The organism is Streptomyces niveiscabiei, assembly GCF_001419795.1.
Lineage (GTDB): Bacteria > Actinomycetota > Actinomycetes > Streptomycetales > Streptomycetaceae > Streptomyces > Streptomyces niveiscabiei.
Window position 1 is genome coordinate 1 of the sequence record NZ_LIRL01000455.1, and the last position, 15,148, is coordinate 15,148.

Annotated in this window: 12 protein-coding genes and 1 pseudogene; 3 read left to right on the forward strand and 10 right to left on the reverse strand. The window is 71.3% G+C overall.

All coding sequences use genetic code 11. The annotated features are described in order from the left end of the window. Positions 1-1,637 (forward strand): sensor histidine kinase (locus tag AOK24_RS22085; RefSeq protein ID WP_055721800.1); only part of this gene is annotated, 1,637 nt, incomplete at its 5' end. Continuing rightward, the gene (locus AOK24_RS22090) at positions 1,634-2,314 is read left to right on the forward strand and encodes a response regulator (RefSeq protein WP_055721801.1); all 681 of its coding nucleotides are present in this window, start codon (positions 1,634-1,636) and stop codon (positions 2,312-2,314) included. The genes AOK24_RS22085 and AOK24_RS22090, both read left to right, overlap by 4 nt. 222 nt (positions 2,315-2,536) lie before the next feature. Here AOK24_RS22090 and AOK24_RS22095 read toward each other — a convergent pair whose 3' ends face one another. The 6 genes from AOK24_RS22095 to AOK24_RS22120 form a co-directional block, all read right to left on the reverse strand. Next, on the reverse strand, positions 2,537-4,129 hold the full coding sequence (locus AOK24_RS22095) for a solute symporter family protein (protein ID WP_055721802.1): 1,593 nt from the start codon (positions 4,127-4,129) through the stop codon (positions 2,537-2,539). Continuing rightward, positions 4,126-4,680, reverse strand: a complete 555-nt coding sequence (locus AOK24_RS22100) for a DUF485 domain-containing protein (protein WP_079056931.1) — start codon at positions 4,678-4,680, stop codon at positions 4,126-4,128. The genes AOK24_RS22095 and AOK24_RS22100 overlap by 4 nt, the downstream gene beginning before the upstream one ends. Before the next feature lie 79 nt (positions 4,681-4,759). Continuing rightward, on the reverse strand, positions 4,760-5,452 hold the full coding sequence (locus AOK24_RS22105; protein WP_206191249.1) for a response regulator transcription factor: 693 nt from the start codon (positions 5,450-5,452) through the stop codon (positions 4,760-4,762). 5 nt (positions 5,453-5,457) lie between these two features. Continuing rightward, positions 5,458-6,612, reverse strand: coding sequence for a sensor histidine kinase (locus AOK24_RS22110; protein WP_055721805.1), 1,155 nt, complete (start codon positions 6,610-6,612; stop codon positions 5,458-5,460). Further along, complete coding sequence (locus tag AOK24_RS22115; RefSeq protein ID WP_055721810.1) at positions 6,609-7,130, reverse strand: hypothetical protein; 522 nt, start codon at positions 7,128-7,130, stop codon at positions 6,609-6,611. The genes AOK24_RS22110 and AOK24_RS22115 overlap by 4 nt, the downstream gene beginning before the upstream one ends. A gap of 318 nt (positions 7,131-7,448) precedes the next feature. Then, positions 7,449-9,572 carry a DNA gyrase/topoisomerase IV subunit B gene (locus AOK24_RS22120; RefSeq protein ID WP_055721806.1) on the reverse strand — a complete coding sequence of 708 codons (2,124 nt, stop codon included), beginning with the start codon at positions 9,570-9,572 and terminating at the stop codon, positions 7,449-7,451. A gap of 441 nt (positions 9,573-10,013) precedes the next feature. Between AOK24_RS22120 and AOK24_RS22125 the strand changes: the two genes are divergently transcribed. Then, positions 10,014-10,244: a DUF7455 domain-containing protein gene (locus AOK24_RS22125; RefSeq protein WP_055721807.1), complete on the forward strand. Its 231-nt coding sequence runs from the start codon at positions 10,014-10,016 to the stop codon at positions 10,242-10,244. Between the two features lie 102 nt (positions 10,245-10,346). On the opposite strand, the gene AOK24_RS22130 is transcribed toward AOK24_RS22125, so the two are convergent. The 4 genes and pseudogenes from AOK24_RS22130 to AOK24_RS22145 all read right to left on the reverse strand — a co-directional run. Further along, positions 10,347-11,213 carry a serine protease gene (locus AOK24_RS22130; protein ID WP_055721808.1) on the reverse strand — a complete coding sequence of 289 codons (867 nt, stop codon included), beginning with the start codon at positions 11,211-11,213 and terminating at the stop codon, positions 10,347-10,349. A 134-nt stretch (positions 11,214-11,347) separates the two neighbouring features. Further along, entirely contained in the window at positions 11,348-12,895 is a 1,548-nt protein-coding gene (locus tag AOK24_RS50960; RefSeq protein WP_055721811.1) for an RNA polymerase sigma factor, read from the reverse strand. A gap of 430 nt (positions 12,896-13,325) precedes the next feature. Then, on the reverse strand, positions 13,326-14,204 hold the full coding sequence (locus AOK24_RS22140; RefSeq protein WP_055721809.1) for a FadR/GntR family transcriptional regulator: 879 nt from the start codon (positions 14,202-14,204) through the stop codon (positions 13,326-13,328). 152 nt (positions 14,205-14,356) lie between these two features. Next, positions 14,357-15,148: pseudogene (locus AOK24_RS22145) on the reverse strand (ABC transporter ATP-binding protein); the annotation flags it as partial.

Sequence of the window (15,148 nt, forward strand, 5' to 3'; positions counted from 1 at the left end):
GCCTCCCCCGGCGCGCCTTCTCGCAGATCCTGCTGATGCAGCTGTCGATCGCGGCAGGCGTGGTGGTGCTCGCGACGGGCCTGTTCCTCGCGCCGCTCAGCGACCAACTCGACGACCAGGCGATGCGTCGCGCGCTGGCGATCGCGCAGACGACGGCGGCGATGCCACAGCTCGCGGAGGACCTGAAGAGCAGCGGGCCGTCGGTGGACGGCCCGGTGCAGCGGGAGGCGGAGCGGATCCGCAGGGCGAGTGGAGCCGAGTACGTCGTCGTGATGAACAGGGCCGGCGTCCGCTGGTCGCACCGGGACCCGGACCAGATCGGCGGCGTCGTCTCCACGGACCCGCAGAAGGCGCTGGCGGGCCGGGCGGTGATGGAGATCGACGAGGGCACGCTGGGCCGCTCCGCGCGCGGGAAGGTGCCTTTGAGGGACGCGGAGGGGCACATCGTCGGGGCGGTATCGGTCGGCATCGAGTACGACAGCGTCCGCGCGCGCCTGATCCACGCGATCCCGGGGCTGTTCGCGTACGCGGGCGGCGCCCTCGCGGTGGGCGCGCTGGCGGCCTGGCTGATCTCGCGCCGGGTCCACCGGCAGACTCGTGACCTGGCCTTCTCGGACATCTCGGCGCTGCTGTCGGAGCGTGAGGCGATGCTGCACGGCATCCGGGAGGGTGTCGTGGCGCTGGACCGCGCGGGCCGTGTGCGGCTTCTCAACGACGAGGCGCAGCGCCTGCTGGGCATCGGCGAGGAGGCCGTGGGCCGCTCCCCGGACGACGCGCTCGGCGCGGGCCGTACGGCGGACGTCCTGGCCGGCCGGGTGACCGGCACGGATCTGCTCGCCGTGCGCGGCCCGCGCGTGCTGGTCGCCAACCGGATGCCGACGGACGACGGCGGCGCCGTCGCCACCCTGCGCGACCGCACCGAGCTGGAGCAGCTCGGCCGGGAGCTCGACTCCACGCGCGGGCTGATCGACGCCCTGCGCGCGCTGGACCACGAGCACGCCAACCGGATGCACACCCTGCTGGGACTGCTGGAGCTGGAGATGTACGAGGAGGCGGTGGAGTTCGTCGGCGAGGTGGTCGGCGACCACCGGGCCACCGCCGAGGAGGTCGCCGAGCGGATCCACGATCCCTTGCTGGCGGCGCTGCTGGTCGGCAAGGCGACGGTCGCGGCGGAGCGCGGCGTCGCCCTGCTGGTGTCCGACGCGACCCGGCTCCCGGACCTGCTGGTCGATCCCCGGGGGCTGGTGACGATCGTGGGCAACCTGGTCGACAACGCGCTGGACGCCGTCGCGGGCACCATGCACGCGCGCGTGGAGGTCGAGTTGCGTGCGGAGGGGCGTACAGCGGTGCTGCGCGTGCGGGACACCGGCCCGGGGATCCCGGCGGACAAGCGCGAGGTGGTGTTCACGGAGGGGTGGTCCACCAAGCGGCCTCCCGCGCACGGGCGCCGCGGCATCGGGCTCTCGCTGGTGCGCAGGCTCGCCGAGCGGCAGGGCGGCAGGGCTTCTGTGGGCGAGGCGGAGGGCGGTGGCGCGGAGTTCACCGTGGTCCTGCCCGACGCGCTCTCCGAGGGCGCCCCGAAGGCCGTGCCGGCCGCCGCCGCGCGTCGCGCCGAGGCCGAGGAGGGTTCGCGATGATCGAGGTCCTGGTCGTGGACGATGACACCCGGGTCGCCCGGGTGAACGCCGCCTACGTCGAGAAGGTGCCGGGCTTCCGGGTCGCCGGGCAGGCGCACAGCGCGGCCGAGGCGCTGCGCCTGCTGGAGCTGCTGCCCCGCGTGGACCTCGTCCTGATGGACCACTACCTGCCCGACGGGACCGGCATCGACACCGTCCAGGAGATGCGCCGCCGCGGCCACCAGGCGGACGTCATCATGGTGACGGCCGCGCGGGACGTATCGACGGTCCGCTCGGCGATGCGGCACGGCGCGCTCCAGTACCTGGTCAAGCCGTTCGCCTTCGCGGGCCTGCGCGCGAAGCTGGAGGCGTACGGCGAGCTGCGCCGCACCCTGGACGTCGGCGGCGAGGCCGAACAGGCCGACGTGGACCGCATGTTCGGCGCGCTGTCGGCGCCTTCGGAGCCCGGCCTGCCCAAAGGGCACTCCCCCACCACCGCCGAACTGGTGCGCCAGTCCCTGATGCACGCCGACGGCCCGCTGTCCGCGCAGGAGATCGCCGACCGCACGGGCGTGAGCCGTCAGACCGCCCAGCGCTACCTGAAGCTCCTGGAGCGCACCGGCCGCGCGCGCCTGACCCTCAAATACGGCGACGCGGGCCGCCCGGAACACCGTTACGTGTGGGCGACCCGCGCCTGAGAGCACGGTTTCGTTGAGCGTCTTGACGAGTACCGCATGTCGTGATGAGTACCGTGCACCCTTGATGGATGCATGGACCAACTTCCCGACGGGCCATCAACATCGTCCACCTGTACAGACGATTCGCCCGCCGGGACCGCGTGCCTGGGCCGCGCCATGACCCAAGCCCCGCGGCCCGCCGTACGACCGGTCCCGCGCCGTACGACGGTGAAGGCGCCGTGGCTAGACGGCTCCCGCTCCGGTCAGCGAACGCACCTCCGTCTCCGCGTGCCGCGCCTCGTCAGGCTCCTCGGACGAGGTGACCGTGCCCAGCCAGCCCGCGAGGAAGCCCATCGGGATCGAGACGATGCCGGGGTTCTGGAGCGGGAAGAACTGGAAGTCGACACCGGGGACGAGCGATTCGGGGCTGCCCGAGACGACCGGCGACAGCACGACGAGGACGAGCGCCGGGACCAGCCCGCCGTAGACGGCCCACACCGCGCCGCGCGTGGTGAAGTTGCGCCAGAACAGCGAGTAGAGCAGCACCGGCAGGTTCGCGGACGCGGCGACGGCGAAGGCGAGGCCGACCAGGAACGCGACGTTGAGCTCACGGGCCAGGATGCCGAGCGCGATCGCCACGATGCCGATGCCGACCGCCGCGACCCGGGCGACCGCGACCTCGCTGCGCTGCTTGGCGTGCTTGCGGCGCAGCGAGGCGTACAGGTCGTGGGCCACGGACGCCGAGGAGGCGAGGGTGATGCCGGCGACCACCGCGAGGATCGTCGCGAAGGCGACCGCGCCGACGACCGCGAACAGCACCGCGCCGCCCATGGACTGGTCCCCGCCGCCGAGATCGAGGGCGAGCAGCGGGACGGCCGTGTTGCCGGCCGCGTTGGACTGGCGCACGGTGTCCGGTCCGACGATCGCCGCCGCGCCGAAGCCCAGCACGATCGTCATCAGGTAGAAGCTGCCGATCAGGCCGATCGACCAGACCACCGAGCGGCGTGCCGCACGCGCGGTCGGCACGGTGTAGAAGCGGGACAGGATGTGCGGCAGGCCGGCCGTGCCCAGCACGAGCGCGAGGCCGAGGCTGATGAAGTCGAAGCGCGACGTCCAGTCCGCGCCGTACTTCAGGCCAGGGGCCAGGAAGTCGATGCCGTGTCCGCTGCGTTCGGCCGCGGTGAGCAGCAGCCGGTCGAAGTCGCCGTGGAAGCGGACGAGGACGAGCACGGTCAGCGCGATCGTGCCGCCCAGCAGCAGGACCGCCTTGACGATCTGGATCCAGGTGGTGGCCCGCATGCCTCCCAGCGACACGTAGATGATCATGAGCGCGCCGACCCCGATGACGGTCCACACCTGGGTCGCGGCGCCGCTGCTCCCCAGCAGCAGGGCGACGAGGCTGCCCGCGCCGACCATCTGCGCCACCAGGTAGAAGATGGACACGATGACCGAGGAGGCGCCCGCCGCGATCCGTACCGGCCGTTCGCTCATCCGCGCCGCGACGACGTCCGCGAGCGTGAACCGCCCGCAGTTGCGCACGAGTTCGGCGACGAGGAGCAGGACGACCAGCCAGGCGACGAGGAAGCCGACCGAGTAGAGCAGGCCGTCGTAGCCGAACAGCGCGATCAGGCCGGAGATGCCGAGGAAGGAGGCGGCCGACATGTAGTCGCCCGCGATGGCGAAGCCGTTCTCCATCGGGGAGAAGAGCCGCCCGCCGGCGTAGAACTCCTCGGCCGAACCGTGGCGGTTGCGGCTGACCCAGGTCGTGATGCCCAGCGTGACCGCGATGAACACGCTGAACAGCACGAGGGCCAGGGTCTGATGAGTACCGCTCACGGCTTGCCTCCCTTCACACCGCGGGTCAGTTCCTGGGTGTCCCAGCGCAGGTCAAGGGCGGCTCGGTCCCTGCGCAGCCGGGCGTGCCTGGCATAGGCCCAGGCCAGCAGGAAGGTGGTGAGGAACTGGCCGAGACCGGCGACCAGTGCCACGTTGACGGCGCCCACCACGGGCCGGGCCATGAACCCGGGCGCGGTCGTCGCCGCGATGACGTACGCCACGTACCAGAGGAAGAAGCCGATGCCCGCCGGAACCACGAACCGCCGGTAGCGGCTGCGTACTTCCTGGAAGGCGGCGCTGCGCTGGACGGCGAGGTAGACCTCCGCCATCGCGTCGCGGCCGGCCTCCTCGTCACGGGGGGCCGGGACCGCCGGCACGGGGTCGCTCGCCGGCTGCGCTCCCGGCCAGTCGGGGGCCAGGGCGTCGTACCAGGGATCGTCGTACCGCACGCCTGCCGGTTCTTCGGGGACCGGGGGCCGCACCTCGCGGTGCTCGCGTGCTCTCTCGGGACCGCCCCCGCCACTGCGGGCTCGGTCGTTGCTCAACTGCATACCCAATGATGGACAGAACGGGAAGATCCCCTACTCTCTTTCCCGCTTTCTTCACCCCATCAAGCGACAATGGGCCGACTTATCTCATTTCCGATTTTGGTGGTTTTACCAACCCCTTTCTGTATGCGTAACTCACCGCCTGCGCACGGTCCTTGAGGCCCGTCTTGGCGAACAGGTTGTTGATGTGGGTCTTCACCGTCGTCGTCGAGACGTGCAGCCTGCGGGAGATCTCCTGGTTGCTGAGGCCGTCGGCGATGAGGATCAGGACCTCGGACTCTCTGAGCGTCAACCCGTCGGGCGGCCCGGCCGGCTCCACCGGCTCCGGTTCGGGCTCCGACAGCCGCTCCAGCAGCCGCCGTTGGATGCTCGGCGACAGTCCCGCGTCCCCGGACAGGACGCTGTGCACGGCCCGGACGATCTCGTCGCCGCCCGCGTCCTTCGTCAGGTAGCCCCGGGCGCCCGCCTTGAGCGCCGGGAACAGCGACTCGTCGTCCGCGAACGTCGTGAGCACCACGACCTGCGTCCCGGGGTGCTCGTCCCTGATCCTGCGGGTCGCCTCGACCCCGTCGCAGCGGGGCATGCGCAGGTCCATCAGCACGACGTCCGGGGCGAGTTCGGCGACCAGCCGCACCGCGTCCTCGCCGTCGACCGCCGCGCCCACCACCTCCACCTCGGGCAGCAGCCCGAGCAGCGTCATGATGCCCTCCCGGACGATCGTCTGATCGTCCGCCACCAGCACCCGCGCGGGCCTGACCCACTCCCCCTCCGTCATATCCGTCATACCGGCACCCTCAGCCTCACCGCGAACCCTTCCTCGTCCGGCCCCGCCTCCAGCGAGCCGCCCAGCAGTTCGGCACGCTCCCGCATGCCGAGGAGACCGTATCCGCCCCCCGCGCCCGCCAGTTCGCCCGGCGAGCCGCCCGAGTCCCGCACGTCCAGGGCCACTTCGCCGGGGCCGTACGCGAGCCGGAGGCTGACCTTGGCGCCCGGGGCGTGCTTGCGGACGTTCGTCAGGGCCTCCTGCGCGACCCTGCGCACGGTCTGGGACGCCTCGACCGACAGCGGTCTGCGTTCACCCTCCACGGTGACCCGCGCACCGTCCGTCGCGCGCACCAGGCCGGTCAGGAAGTCCTCCAGCGGGGTCAGGTCGCCGCGCAGCGCGGACAGGGCCTGGCGGGTCTCGTCGAGGCCGTCCCTGGCCATCCCCCGCGCCGCCACCACCCGCTCCAGGATCTGCTGCCGGTCGGCGCCGCGCTCGATCAGCAGGCGGGCCGCCTCCAGGTGCACGAGCTGGGCCGAGAGGCTGTGCGCCAGCACGTCGTGGATCTCCCGGGCGATCCGGGCACGCTCCGTCAGCGCGGCCGACTCCGCCTCGGCCGCCCGCGCGGCCCGCTCCTGGGCCAGCAGCCGCGCGGCGTTGCCGCGCGCCTCGGCGTCCAGCCGCAGGGTGTAGCCGACCAGGGCCAGCGCGCCGAGCGTGGCGGCCGTGGTCAGCCACATGTCCTCGTTGACCACGGCGAACGCGCTCAGGGAGACGGAGGCGAACGGGAGCGCGGCACCCAGGGGAAGCCGCTGGAGCCCGACGACGGCGCAGCCGCACCACAGGACGAGCGCCGGGGATCCGAACCCCATCGCCTCGGCCGCGACCGCGATGGCCAGCAGCAGCGCCAGGAGCAGCATCGACGGCCACAGACGGTGCGCGAGCGTCGTCACGAAGAACGCCCTCGCGGCGCCGGCGGCGACGAGGGCCATCCCCACGCCCGCGACCAGGTTCCAGCCGTGGGCACGGGAGTCGCCGTCGAAGGCGCTCCACAGCATGACGCCGATCAACAGCAGCCGCAGGGCCCAGCCCAGCGAGTTCCTGACCGGGGAGATCCCCTTGTGGGCGAGCGCCTCCGGGGACGGCCAGCGCATCCATGGGTTCTCCGTCACACCCGCTCCCTCGTCTTCCAGGATCCCTGGTCACCGTACGACGGCGAGGGGGCGTGGATACGGGCGAGCGTCCGCGCGCGGTGGGTGACGAACCCGGCGCGCACCAGCAGCATCGCCGCGAGGGACAGCAGCAGGGCCGCGCTGTGCAGGTGGACGCCGAGGGCCGCGCCGAGTCCGAACAGGCCCACCCTGAGGGCGACACCGCCGACCCACACGCCCAGGCTCGCCCTGGTGCTCCTGCTCCAGACGACGCCGTCCTCCTCGACCCACATCCGGGTCGTCCAGGCCCAGCCGGCGCCCGACACGAGCCCGATCAGCACCTCCACGGCGAGCAACACGCCCGAGGAGACGCGGTGGCCAGCGTCCAGCAGCCCCGGGTCGCGCAGCGCCACGACGGCGAGGATCCCGGGCACCAGCCACCAGCGCCGCTCCCCGTCGACCGGCGCCGCGCGGAACTGCCGCGCCAGCACCAGGGCGACCACCACCACGATCACCAACGCGTTGACGAGCCCGGCCATCACTGCCTCCGTGAGCGGAACGAGGACGCCGGCGACGACTGCCGCCGACACCATCGAAGCTACGGAAACCGACGGCCCAGGAGATCGGAGCCAGGGTGGATCAAGGGTGGACTTCTCCACCCCCACCATCTCCACCCCTGGGTGGAGAAACCCACCGAAGACGCCCCTCAAGGCCCCGCAGGGGCACTTGAAGGGGCGCGGGGCTCTACCGATGTGCGGCAGCCGCCGCGTGGGCGCGAGCAACCACCGACGACCCGCACCCCGACGCCGTCCGAACCCAGCACGACAACCCGCCCCGGCCCAGGCCGAGCGCAGCGGCTACGCGTCGATCCGCGACCGGTCCAACGTAGCCGCCGAGCTGGAGATGAACTCCTTGCGCGGCGCCACGTCGTTGCCCATCAGGAGGTCGAAGACCTGCTCCGCCGCCTCAAGGTCGGACAGGTTGATCCGCCGCAGCGTCCTGTGCCGCGGGTCCATCGTCGTCTCCGCCAGCTGGTCCGCGTCCATCTCGCCGAGGCCCTTGTAGCGCTGGATGGAGTCCTTGTACCGCACGCCCTTGGTCTGGAACTCCATGAGCTTGTCGCGCAGTTCGCGGTCCGAGTACGTGTAGACGTACTTGTCCTGGCCCTTCTTGGGCTGGACGAGTTCGATGCGGTGCAGCGGCGGCACCGCGGCGAAGACGCGCCCGGCCTCGACCATGGGCCGCATGTACCGCTGGAACAGGGTCAGCAGCAGGCAGCGGATGTGGGAGCCGTCCACATCGGCGTCGGTCATCATGATGATCTTGCCGTAGCGGGCGGTTTCGAGGTCGAAGGTCCGGCCGGACCCCGCTCCTATGACCTGGATGATCGCGCCGCACTCGGCGTTCTTCAGCATGTCCGTGACGGACGACTTCTGGACGTTGAGGATCTTGCCACGGATCGGCAGCAGCGCCTGGAACTCGGAGTTGCGGGCGAGCTTGGCGGTGCCGAGCGCGGAGTCGCCCTCGACGATGAACAGTTCGCTGCGGTCGACGTCGTCGCTGCGGCAGTCGGCGAGCTTGGCCGGCAGGGAGGACGACTCCAGGGCGGTCTTCCTGCGCTGGGCGTCCTTGTGCTGGCGGGCGGCCACGCGTGTGCGCGCGGCGGCGACGACCTTCTCCATGACGACCCGTGCCTGCGCGGCGGCGTCCCGCTTGGTGGAGGTCAGGAACGCCTTGAGCTCCTTGGAGATGACCTGGGTGACGATCCGGCGGGCCGCCGAGGTGCCGAGGACCTCCTTGGTCTGGCCCTCGAACTGCGGTTCGGCAAGCCGGACGGTGACGACGGCGGTGAGGCCCTCCAGGGCGTCGTCCTTGAGGACGCCGTCCTCGGCTACGCGCAGGAGCTTCTTGGCGCGCAGCACCTCGTTCATCGTGGTCGTGACGGCCTGCTCGAAGCCGGCGACGTGGGTGCCGCCCTTGGGTGTGGCGATGATGTTCACGAACGACTTGAGGGTCGTGTCGTAGCCCGTGCCCCAGCGCAGCGCGACGTCGACGCCGAGTTCGCGGGTGACCTGGGTGGGGGTCATCTGGCCATGCTCGTCGAGGACCGGGACGGTCTCGCGGAAGGTGCCCTGGCCGGTGAAGCGGAGGATGTCGCAGACCGGCTTGTCGGTGGCCAGGTACTCGCAGAACTCGCTGATCCCGCCGTCGAAGCGGAAGGATTCCTCGCCCTTGCTGCCGCCCTCGCCGAGCCCGAGTTCGTCGCGGACGACGATGGTCAGGCCGGGCACCAGGAACGCGGTCTGGCGCGCGCGCTGGTGGAGGTGGTCCAGGGAGAGCTTGGCGTCCTTGAGGAAGATCTGGCGGTCGGCCCAGTAGCGCACGCGCGTGCCGGTGCGGGCCTTGGCGACCTTCTTGGTCCTGCGCAGTCCGCTCTGCGCCTCGAACCCGGCGTCGGGTCCGGCCGCAGCGAAGGCGCCGGGGACGCCTCGGCGGAAGCTGATCGCGTGGGTGCTGCCGCTGCGGTCGACCTCGACGTCGAGCCGGGCGGAGAGGGCGTTGACGACGGAGGCGCCCACGCCGTGCAGACCGCCGGAGGCGGCGTAGGAGCCACCGCCGAACTTGCCGCCCGCGTGGAGCTTGGTCATGACGACCTCGACGCCGGACAGGCCGGTCTTGGGCTCGACGTCGACCGGGATGCCGCGGCCGTTGTCGCGGACCTCCACGGAGCCGTCGTCGTGCAGCACCACGTCGATGTGGTCGCAGAAACCGCCCAGCGCCTCGTCGACGGAGTTGTCGATGATCTCCCACAGGCAGTGCATCAGACCGCGGCTGTCGGTCGATCCGATGTACATGCCCGGGCGCTTGCGTACGGCTTCAAGTCCTTCGAGGACGAGCAGGTGCCGCGCGGTGTAGTTGGAGCCGTCCCGGTCTGCTCCTGCCAGCAGCGCAGTGGACGGCACGGACGTATCGGCGGTCACGCGGTTCGCTCCTCGCTGAATTTCAGGTGGGGCCCTTCTGGGTAAGGGCACGGCTTCGGTCGCCGTCAAGAGGGTACCGAGGCCAGGTAGAGCCGTTGTCACGCCACCCTCGTCTGGAGTCAGACTAGTCCAGAGTCGTATGCGTGTTCGATCGCTCGATGGAGTGAAGTACATATCACGTTCCCTTCGAGGCATGAACCATTTAGGCTCCGGGCACGTCCTCAAGAACGAACCGGCAATCCCGCCGGGAGGACCGACCACATGATCGACAGCGCGAAACCGTAAGCACACAAGAAGCGCAATACGGCACATTCGCCGCCAAACCGGCAGCAGACAGCCGCCTCGAAAGATTTTTTGAGGGAAAGCCGCAAGCGGGAACGTTTGAGGCTGGTTGGATGTTGACCCTGGTACGACAGCTCGTCGAGCTAGAGAAGAGGCGACGTGACTACTGTTCTGACCCCCGCGAGCCCGCTGACGGCCGGCGATCGCTGCGACCGCTGCGGCGCCCAGGCCTACCTTCGCGTTGTCCTGGCGAGCGGCGGAGAACTGCTCTTCTGCGCCCACCACGGCCGCAAGTTCGAGCCGGAGCTCAAGAAGATCGCCGCCGAGATACAGGATGAGACGGAGCGGCTGACGGCCGTTCCCGCGACCGCCTCCGAGGACGAGCGCTGACGTTCGGCGTTCACGACGAGCCAGAACCGGCATAGGCCGGCGTACGGGCGGCGGCCCCTGGAGACAAGGACCGCCGCCCGTACGCGTACCCGCCGAAGCCGCTCAGCGCCCGTCTGACGGCCCGGCGGGCTCTCCCGACCCCGCTGGGCCGTTGAGGACTCTCAGGACGTCGGAGACGCGCGTGTAGACCCCCGGACTCCCCGGGCGTCCGCAGCCGCTCCCCCAAGACACCAGGCCGACCAGCCTGCCCCGCGCCACCAGCGGCCCGCCGCTGTCGCCCTGGCAGGCGTCCCGGCCGCCCCTGACCTCCCCGGCGCACAGCATCGTCCGCGCGATGTAGGCGCCCTCGGGCCCGCCGGGGTACGCCCGCTCGCAGCGCGCGTCGGCCATGACGTGCACCCGCGCGGCCCGCAGGCTGTGCGCGTACTCGCCGTACCCGGAGACGTCGCCCCAGCCGTAGACCGTGGCCTCCGTCCCCGCCTCGTACGCCGGGTCCCCCGCCGGGGCCGCCCCGATGAGCGACGTCTCGGGCAGCGGCTCGGCGAGGGTGAGCACGGCGAAGTCGCCGGAGTTGCTGGAGCGGTCGTACTCCGGGTTCACCCAGGTGCTCTGGACGGCGATCTCCCGGCCCGCGTCCGTGTACAGGTCGGTGCGGCCGGTGACGACCTTGAAGTCCCGCACCCGGTCCGGGGGCGCGCCGAGCACGTCCTCGCCGACGCAGTGGGCCGCCGTCAGGACCAGGGTCGGCGCGACCGCAGCGCCGCCGCAGAACTGCCCCGACCGGGTACGGCCGAACCGGTCACGGCTGGACAGCGCGACCGTCCAGGGGCTCTGGGAGACGTCGACCGGGAACCCGCCCACGACGATGCCGTCGGAGGCCGCCGGGGCGGCGTTCACCAGCGGTATGGCGACGACCGCGGTGGCCAGGACCAGCGGCCGGGCGAGCGCCCGGACCAGGGGAAGACGCATGCAGAATCCTTACTCTGGGATGGATACCGGAAACCCAGAGTGAGCGACCGTGCGGGAGCGCGCACGCGCGCGTACGACGACGGAGGCCCGGTTCCCCTGGAAGGAACCGGGCCTCCGTCGTCGTACGGACCTGCCTAGTCGAGGTAGTCGCGCAGCACCTGCGAGCGGGACGGGTGGCGCAGCTTCGACATGGTCTTGGACTCGATCTGGCGGATGCGCTCGCGGGTCACGCCGTAGACCTTGCCGATCTCGTCGAGGGTCTTCGGCTGACCGTCGGTGAGACCGAAGCGCATGGAGACGACGCCCGCCTCGCGCTCGGACAGGGTGTCGAGAACCGAGTGCAGCTGCTCCTGGAGGAGCGTGAAGCTGACCGCGTCGGCCGGGACGACGGCCTCGGAGTCCTCGATGAGGTCACCGAACTCGCTGTCGCCGTCCTCACCCAGGGGGGTGTGCAGGGAGATGGGCTCGCGGCCGTACTTCTGGACCTCGATGACCTTCTCGGGGGTCATGTCGAGTTCCTTGGCCAACTCCTCCGGGGTGGGCTCGCGGCCCAGGTCCTGGAGCATCTGGCGCTGCACGCGCGCGAGCTTGTTGATGACCTCGACCATGTGCACCGGGATACGGATGGTGCGGGCCTGGTCGGCCATCGCGCGGGTGATCGCCTGACGGATCCACCAGGTGGCATACGTGGAGAACTTGTAGCCCTTGGTGTAGTCGAACTTCTCGACCGCGCGGATCAGACCGAGGTTGCCCTCCTGGATGAGGTCCAGGAAGAGCATGCCGCGGCCGGTGTAGCGCTTGGCCAGCGAGACCACGAGGCGGAGATTGGCCTCCAGCAGGTGGTTCTTGGCGCGGCGGCCGTCCTCGGCGATGATCTCCAGCTCGCGCTTGAGCTTGGGGGCCAGCTTGTCGGCGTTGGACAGCTTGTCCTCGGCGAACAGGCCCGCCTCGATGCGCTTGGCGAGCTCGACCTCCTGCTCGGCGTTGAGGAGGGGGACCTTGCCGATCTGCTTGAGGTAGTCCTTGACCGGGTCGGCGGTGGCACCGGCGGCGGCGACCTGCTGGGCCGGCGCGTCGTCCTCGTCCTCGTCGGAGAGGACGAAGCCGGCGCTCTCGGTGCCCTCGGGCTCGTCACCGGTCTTGCCGGCGCCGGGCGCTTCTTCGAGGACCTCGTCCTCAAGAAGCTCGACGTCGTCCTTCTTGGCCGCGGTCTTCTTCGCCGCGGTCTTCTTGGCGGGGGCCGCCTTCTTCGCGACCGCCTTCTTCGCGGCGGGCGCGGCCTTCTTGGCTGCGGCCTTCTTCGCGGGCGAGTCCTCGGCGTCGCCGGCCACCGCGGCGGCCGGAGCGGCCGTGGTGGCGGTGGCCTTCCTGGTGGTCACGGTCTTCGCCGCGACCGTCTTGGTGGCGGTGCGCTTGGCCGGACTCTTCGCTGCGACGCTCTTTCGGGTGCGCTTGGGCTCTGCGGCACTGACCATCAGCGTCACACCCTCTTCCTCAAGGATCTGGTTGAGGCTGCGCAGTACGTTCTTCCACTGAGTGGCCGGAATCTGGTCAGCTTCGAAGGCCCGACGCACATCGTCGCCGGCGATCTGCCCCTCAGCCTTTCCCCGCTCAATGAGCGCCATGACAGAGACGGACTCGGCGATCTCCGGCGGGAGCGTACGGGATGTGCTGGCCGACACGAACAACCTCTCGGAACGTTGGAAAACGGCTTCCGGCCCCGTCCACTGCGGACAGGAGCCGACCACCGGCCTTGGGGATGGACCGACGGGCGGGCGGGGGCCGGGAGAATGCACAGCGCCGTGAACGGCGTCCGTATTCCCTCCTCGGCTGTCACCTCTTAGGTCATCGCGCTGTTCCCACGAGTGTTACGCCCAATCTACGTGGCCCGAGTCACACCCCGTAAGCGCTCAAAAACGGTCAGACATGGTCAGAGGAGGCCGCATCCGTGATCGCTTCATGATCGAAACGCTCTCCCGCCATGCCGCACCGTCGGACTCCGCAGGGCCCGCGAGGGGTCCTGCGGAGTCCGACCGGAGGGCGGGGCACCGGCCCGAAGGGACGCCGGAGGAGGGAAGAGCGTCCCGGGCCGCACCGCCCGCGAGGGCGCGGTCAGTGCTCGCGCGGCGCCGGGACCACGCGCTCCACCTCGGGGTGGACGGTGAGCAGCTGCCGCATCGCCGCCTCCGCGCCCGCGGCGTCACCCGCGGCGAGCGCGTCGACCATGCGCGCGTGGTGCGCGAGGGACGCCTCGTTCGGCCGGTCGCAGCCGGTGGCCGGGCCGCCGGAGACCTGGAGGGCGGAGGAGACGATCCCGGAGAGGTGCTCCAGCATCCGGTTGCCGGCGACCTGGATGAGCAGGGTGTGGAACTCGGCGTCCGCGCGCGAGTACGTCAGCGCGTCGCCCTGCGCCATGGCGTGCCCCATGATCTCGACCATGTCGGACAGCCGCTGCTGGACGTCCTCCCGGCCGTGCCCGGCGGCCAGGCGGGCGGCGAGCGGCTCGATGGTCCAGCGCAGTTCGGTCAGCTCACGGCGCTGGTCGTCGCGCTGCGGGCCGAAGGCGCGCCACTCGATGATGTCGGGGTCGAGCAGGTTCCAGTCGCTGACGGGGCGCACGCGCGTGCCGACGTTCGGCCGGGCGCTCACCAGGCCCTTGGCCTCCAGGACGCGCAGCGACTCGCGGACGACGGTGCGGGAGACCTCGAAGCGCTGTCCGATCTCCTCGGGCACCAGGGGGCGGTCGGCGCCGAGGTCGCCGGAGACGATCATCTGCCCGAGCTGCTGGACGAGTTGGCCGTGCAGCCCGCGTCCGCGGCTGCCGGTGGCGCGGCGGCCCACGCGGCCGAGGTCGGAATCGACGCCGTCCCAGACGGGAGAGCGGTCGGCGGGGGGCTCGGCGTAGGGGTAACGGTCGAGTTCGCCCGGGGCGGCCAGACCAGAGTCGGCGGAGCGGGCGGCGGTCATCATGGTGTGCGCAAGGGTACTCACGGATCTTTTGTCGGCGTCGGCCCCAACTCCCTTGAGGGCTTTGGTGAAAAGCACACGAAAGGGTGATCGCTCACCCCGTCGGAATTGACGCCTTATCGGAAAGAAATGGGCTTTCTGGGGGGAGTTGTGCGCACCGCGCGCGTGGAGGGCCGTCATCGGACCCGGCCGCGCAGGGTGGTGAGCAGGTACGCGCACAGCAGGGTGGTGAGCGACAACGCCAGTGCGCCGCCCACGGGTTGGGCCACCACGCGCGCGACGGCGTCGAGGTAGCGCTCGCCGCCGAAGGGCCAGCGCAGCAGGAACAGCTCGCGCGCCCGCGCGGGCATCCCGGCCGCCGTACGCACGGACGTGCCGGCCGACAGCCGGTGCAGCAGCGGTACGACGGCGACGGGTACGGCGAGCACGGCAGCGAGCCCGGCGGTCGTGGACCGGAACACGCCGGCCGCCAGCACCCCGGCCCAGGCGCACCCGACCACGAGGCCGGCCCAACTCGCGCCGAGAGCCGGCCAGTCCGCGGGAACTTCCGCGACCTCCCGTCCGTAGACCAGGTAGAGCGCCTCGGCGTCGCAGCCCACCGTGAGGAAGGCCAGCAGCAGTGCGGTGAGGGCGGTGACGAGGAGCTTCGCGGCCAGCAGCCCCAGCCGCCGGGGCACGGTGCCGCGGTCCGCGGCCAGCGCGGGGTGCCGGAACTCGTCCCCGAAGGCCAGCGCCCCCAGCAGCCCCGCCCCGAGGGCCGCCGGAGGCAGCGGCGACTGCGCGGGCCACGCCGCGAACAGCCGTGCCTGCGGGGTGTGTCCGAGCCGGGCCAGCAGCAGCGCGGTGACCACGGAGACGACCAGCGTCCCCGCGCCGACGAGGAACCCCGTGCTGATCCCGCAGGCCCGCCGCAGCTCGTAGCGCAGGGGGCGCAGGGGCGTCGGCGCGGAACGGACGGAGATGGGGGG

Excerpts from the sequence above, each read along its gene's own strand:
- AOK24_RS22090 (WP_055721801.1), top strand. The coding sequence starts at position 1,634 with ATGATCGAGGTCCTGGTCGTGGACGATGACACCCGGGTCGCCCGGGTG.
- AOK24_RS22100 (WP_079056931.1), bottom strand. The coding sequence starts at position 4,680 with ATGCAGTTGAGCAACGACCGAGCCCGCAGTGGCGGGGGCGGTCCCGAG.
- AOK24_RS22105 (WP_206191249.1), bottom strand. The coding sequence starts at position 5,452 with ATGACGGAGGGGGAGTGGGTCAGGCCCGCGCGGGTGCTGGTGGCGGAC.
- AOK24_RS22115 (WP_055721810.1), bottom strand. The coding sequence starts at position 7,130 with ATGGCCGGGCTCGTCAACGCGTTGGTGATCGTGGTGGTGGTCGCCCTG.
- AOK24_RS22130 (WP_055721808.1), bottom strand. The coding sequence starts at position 11,213 with ATGCGTCTTCCCCTGGTCCGGGCGCTCGCCCGGCCGCTGGTCCTGGCC.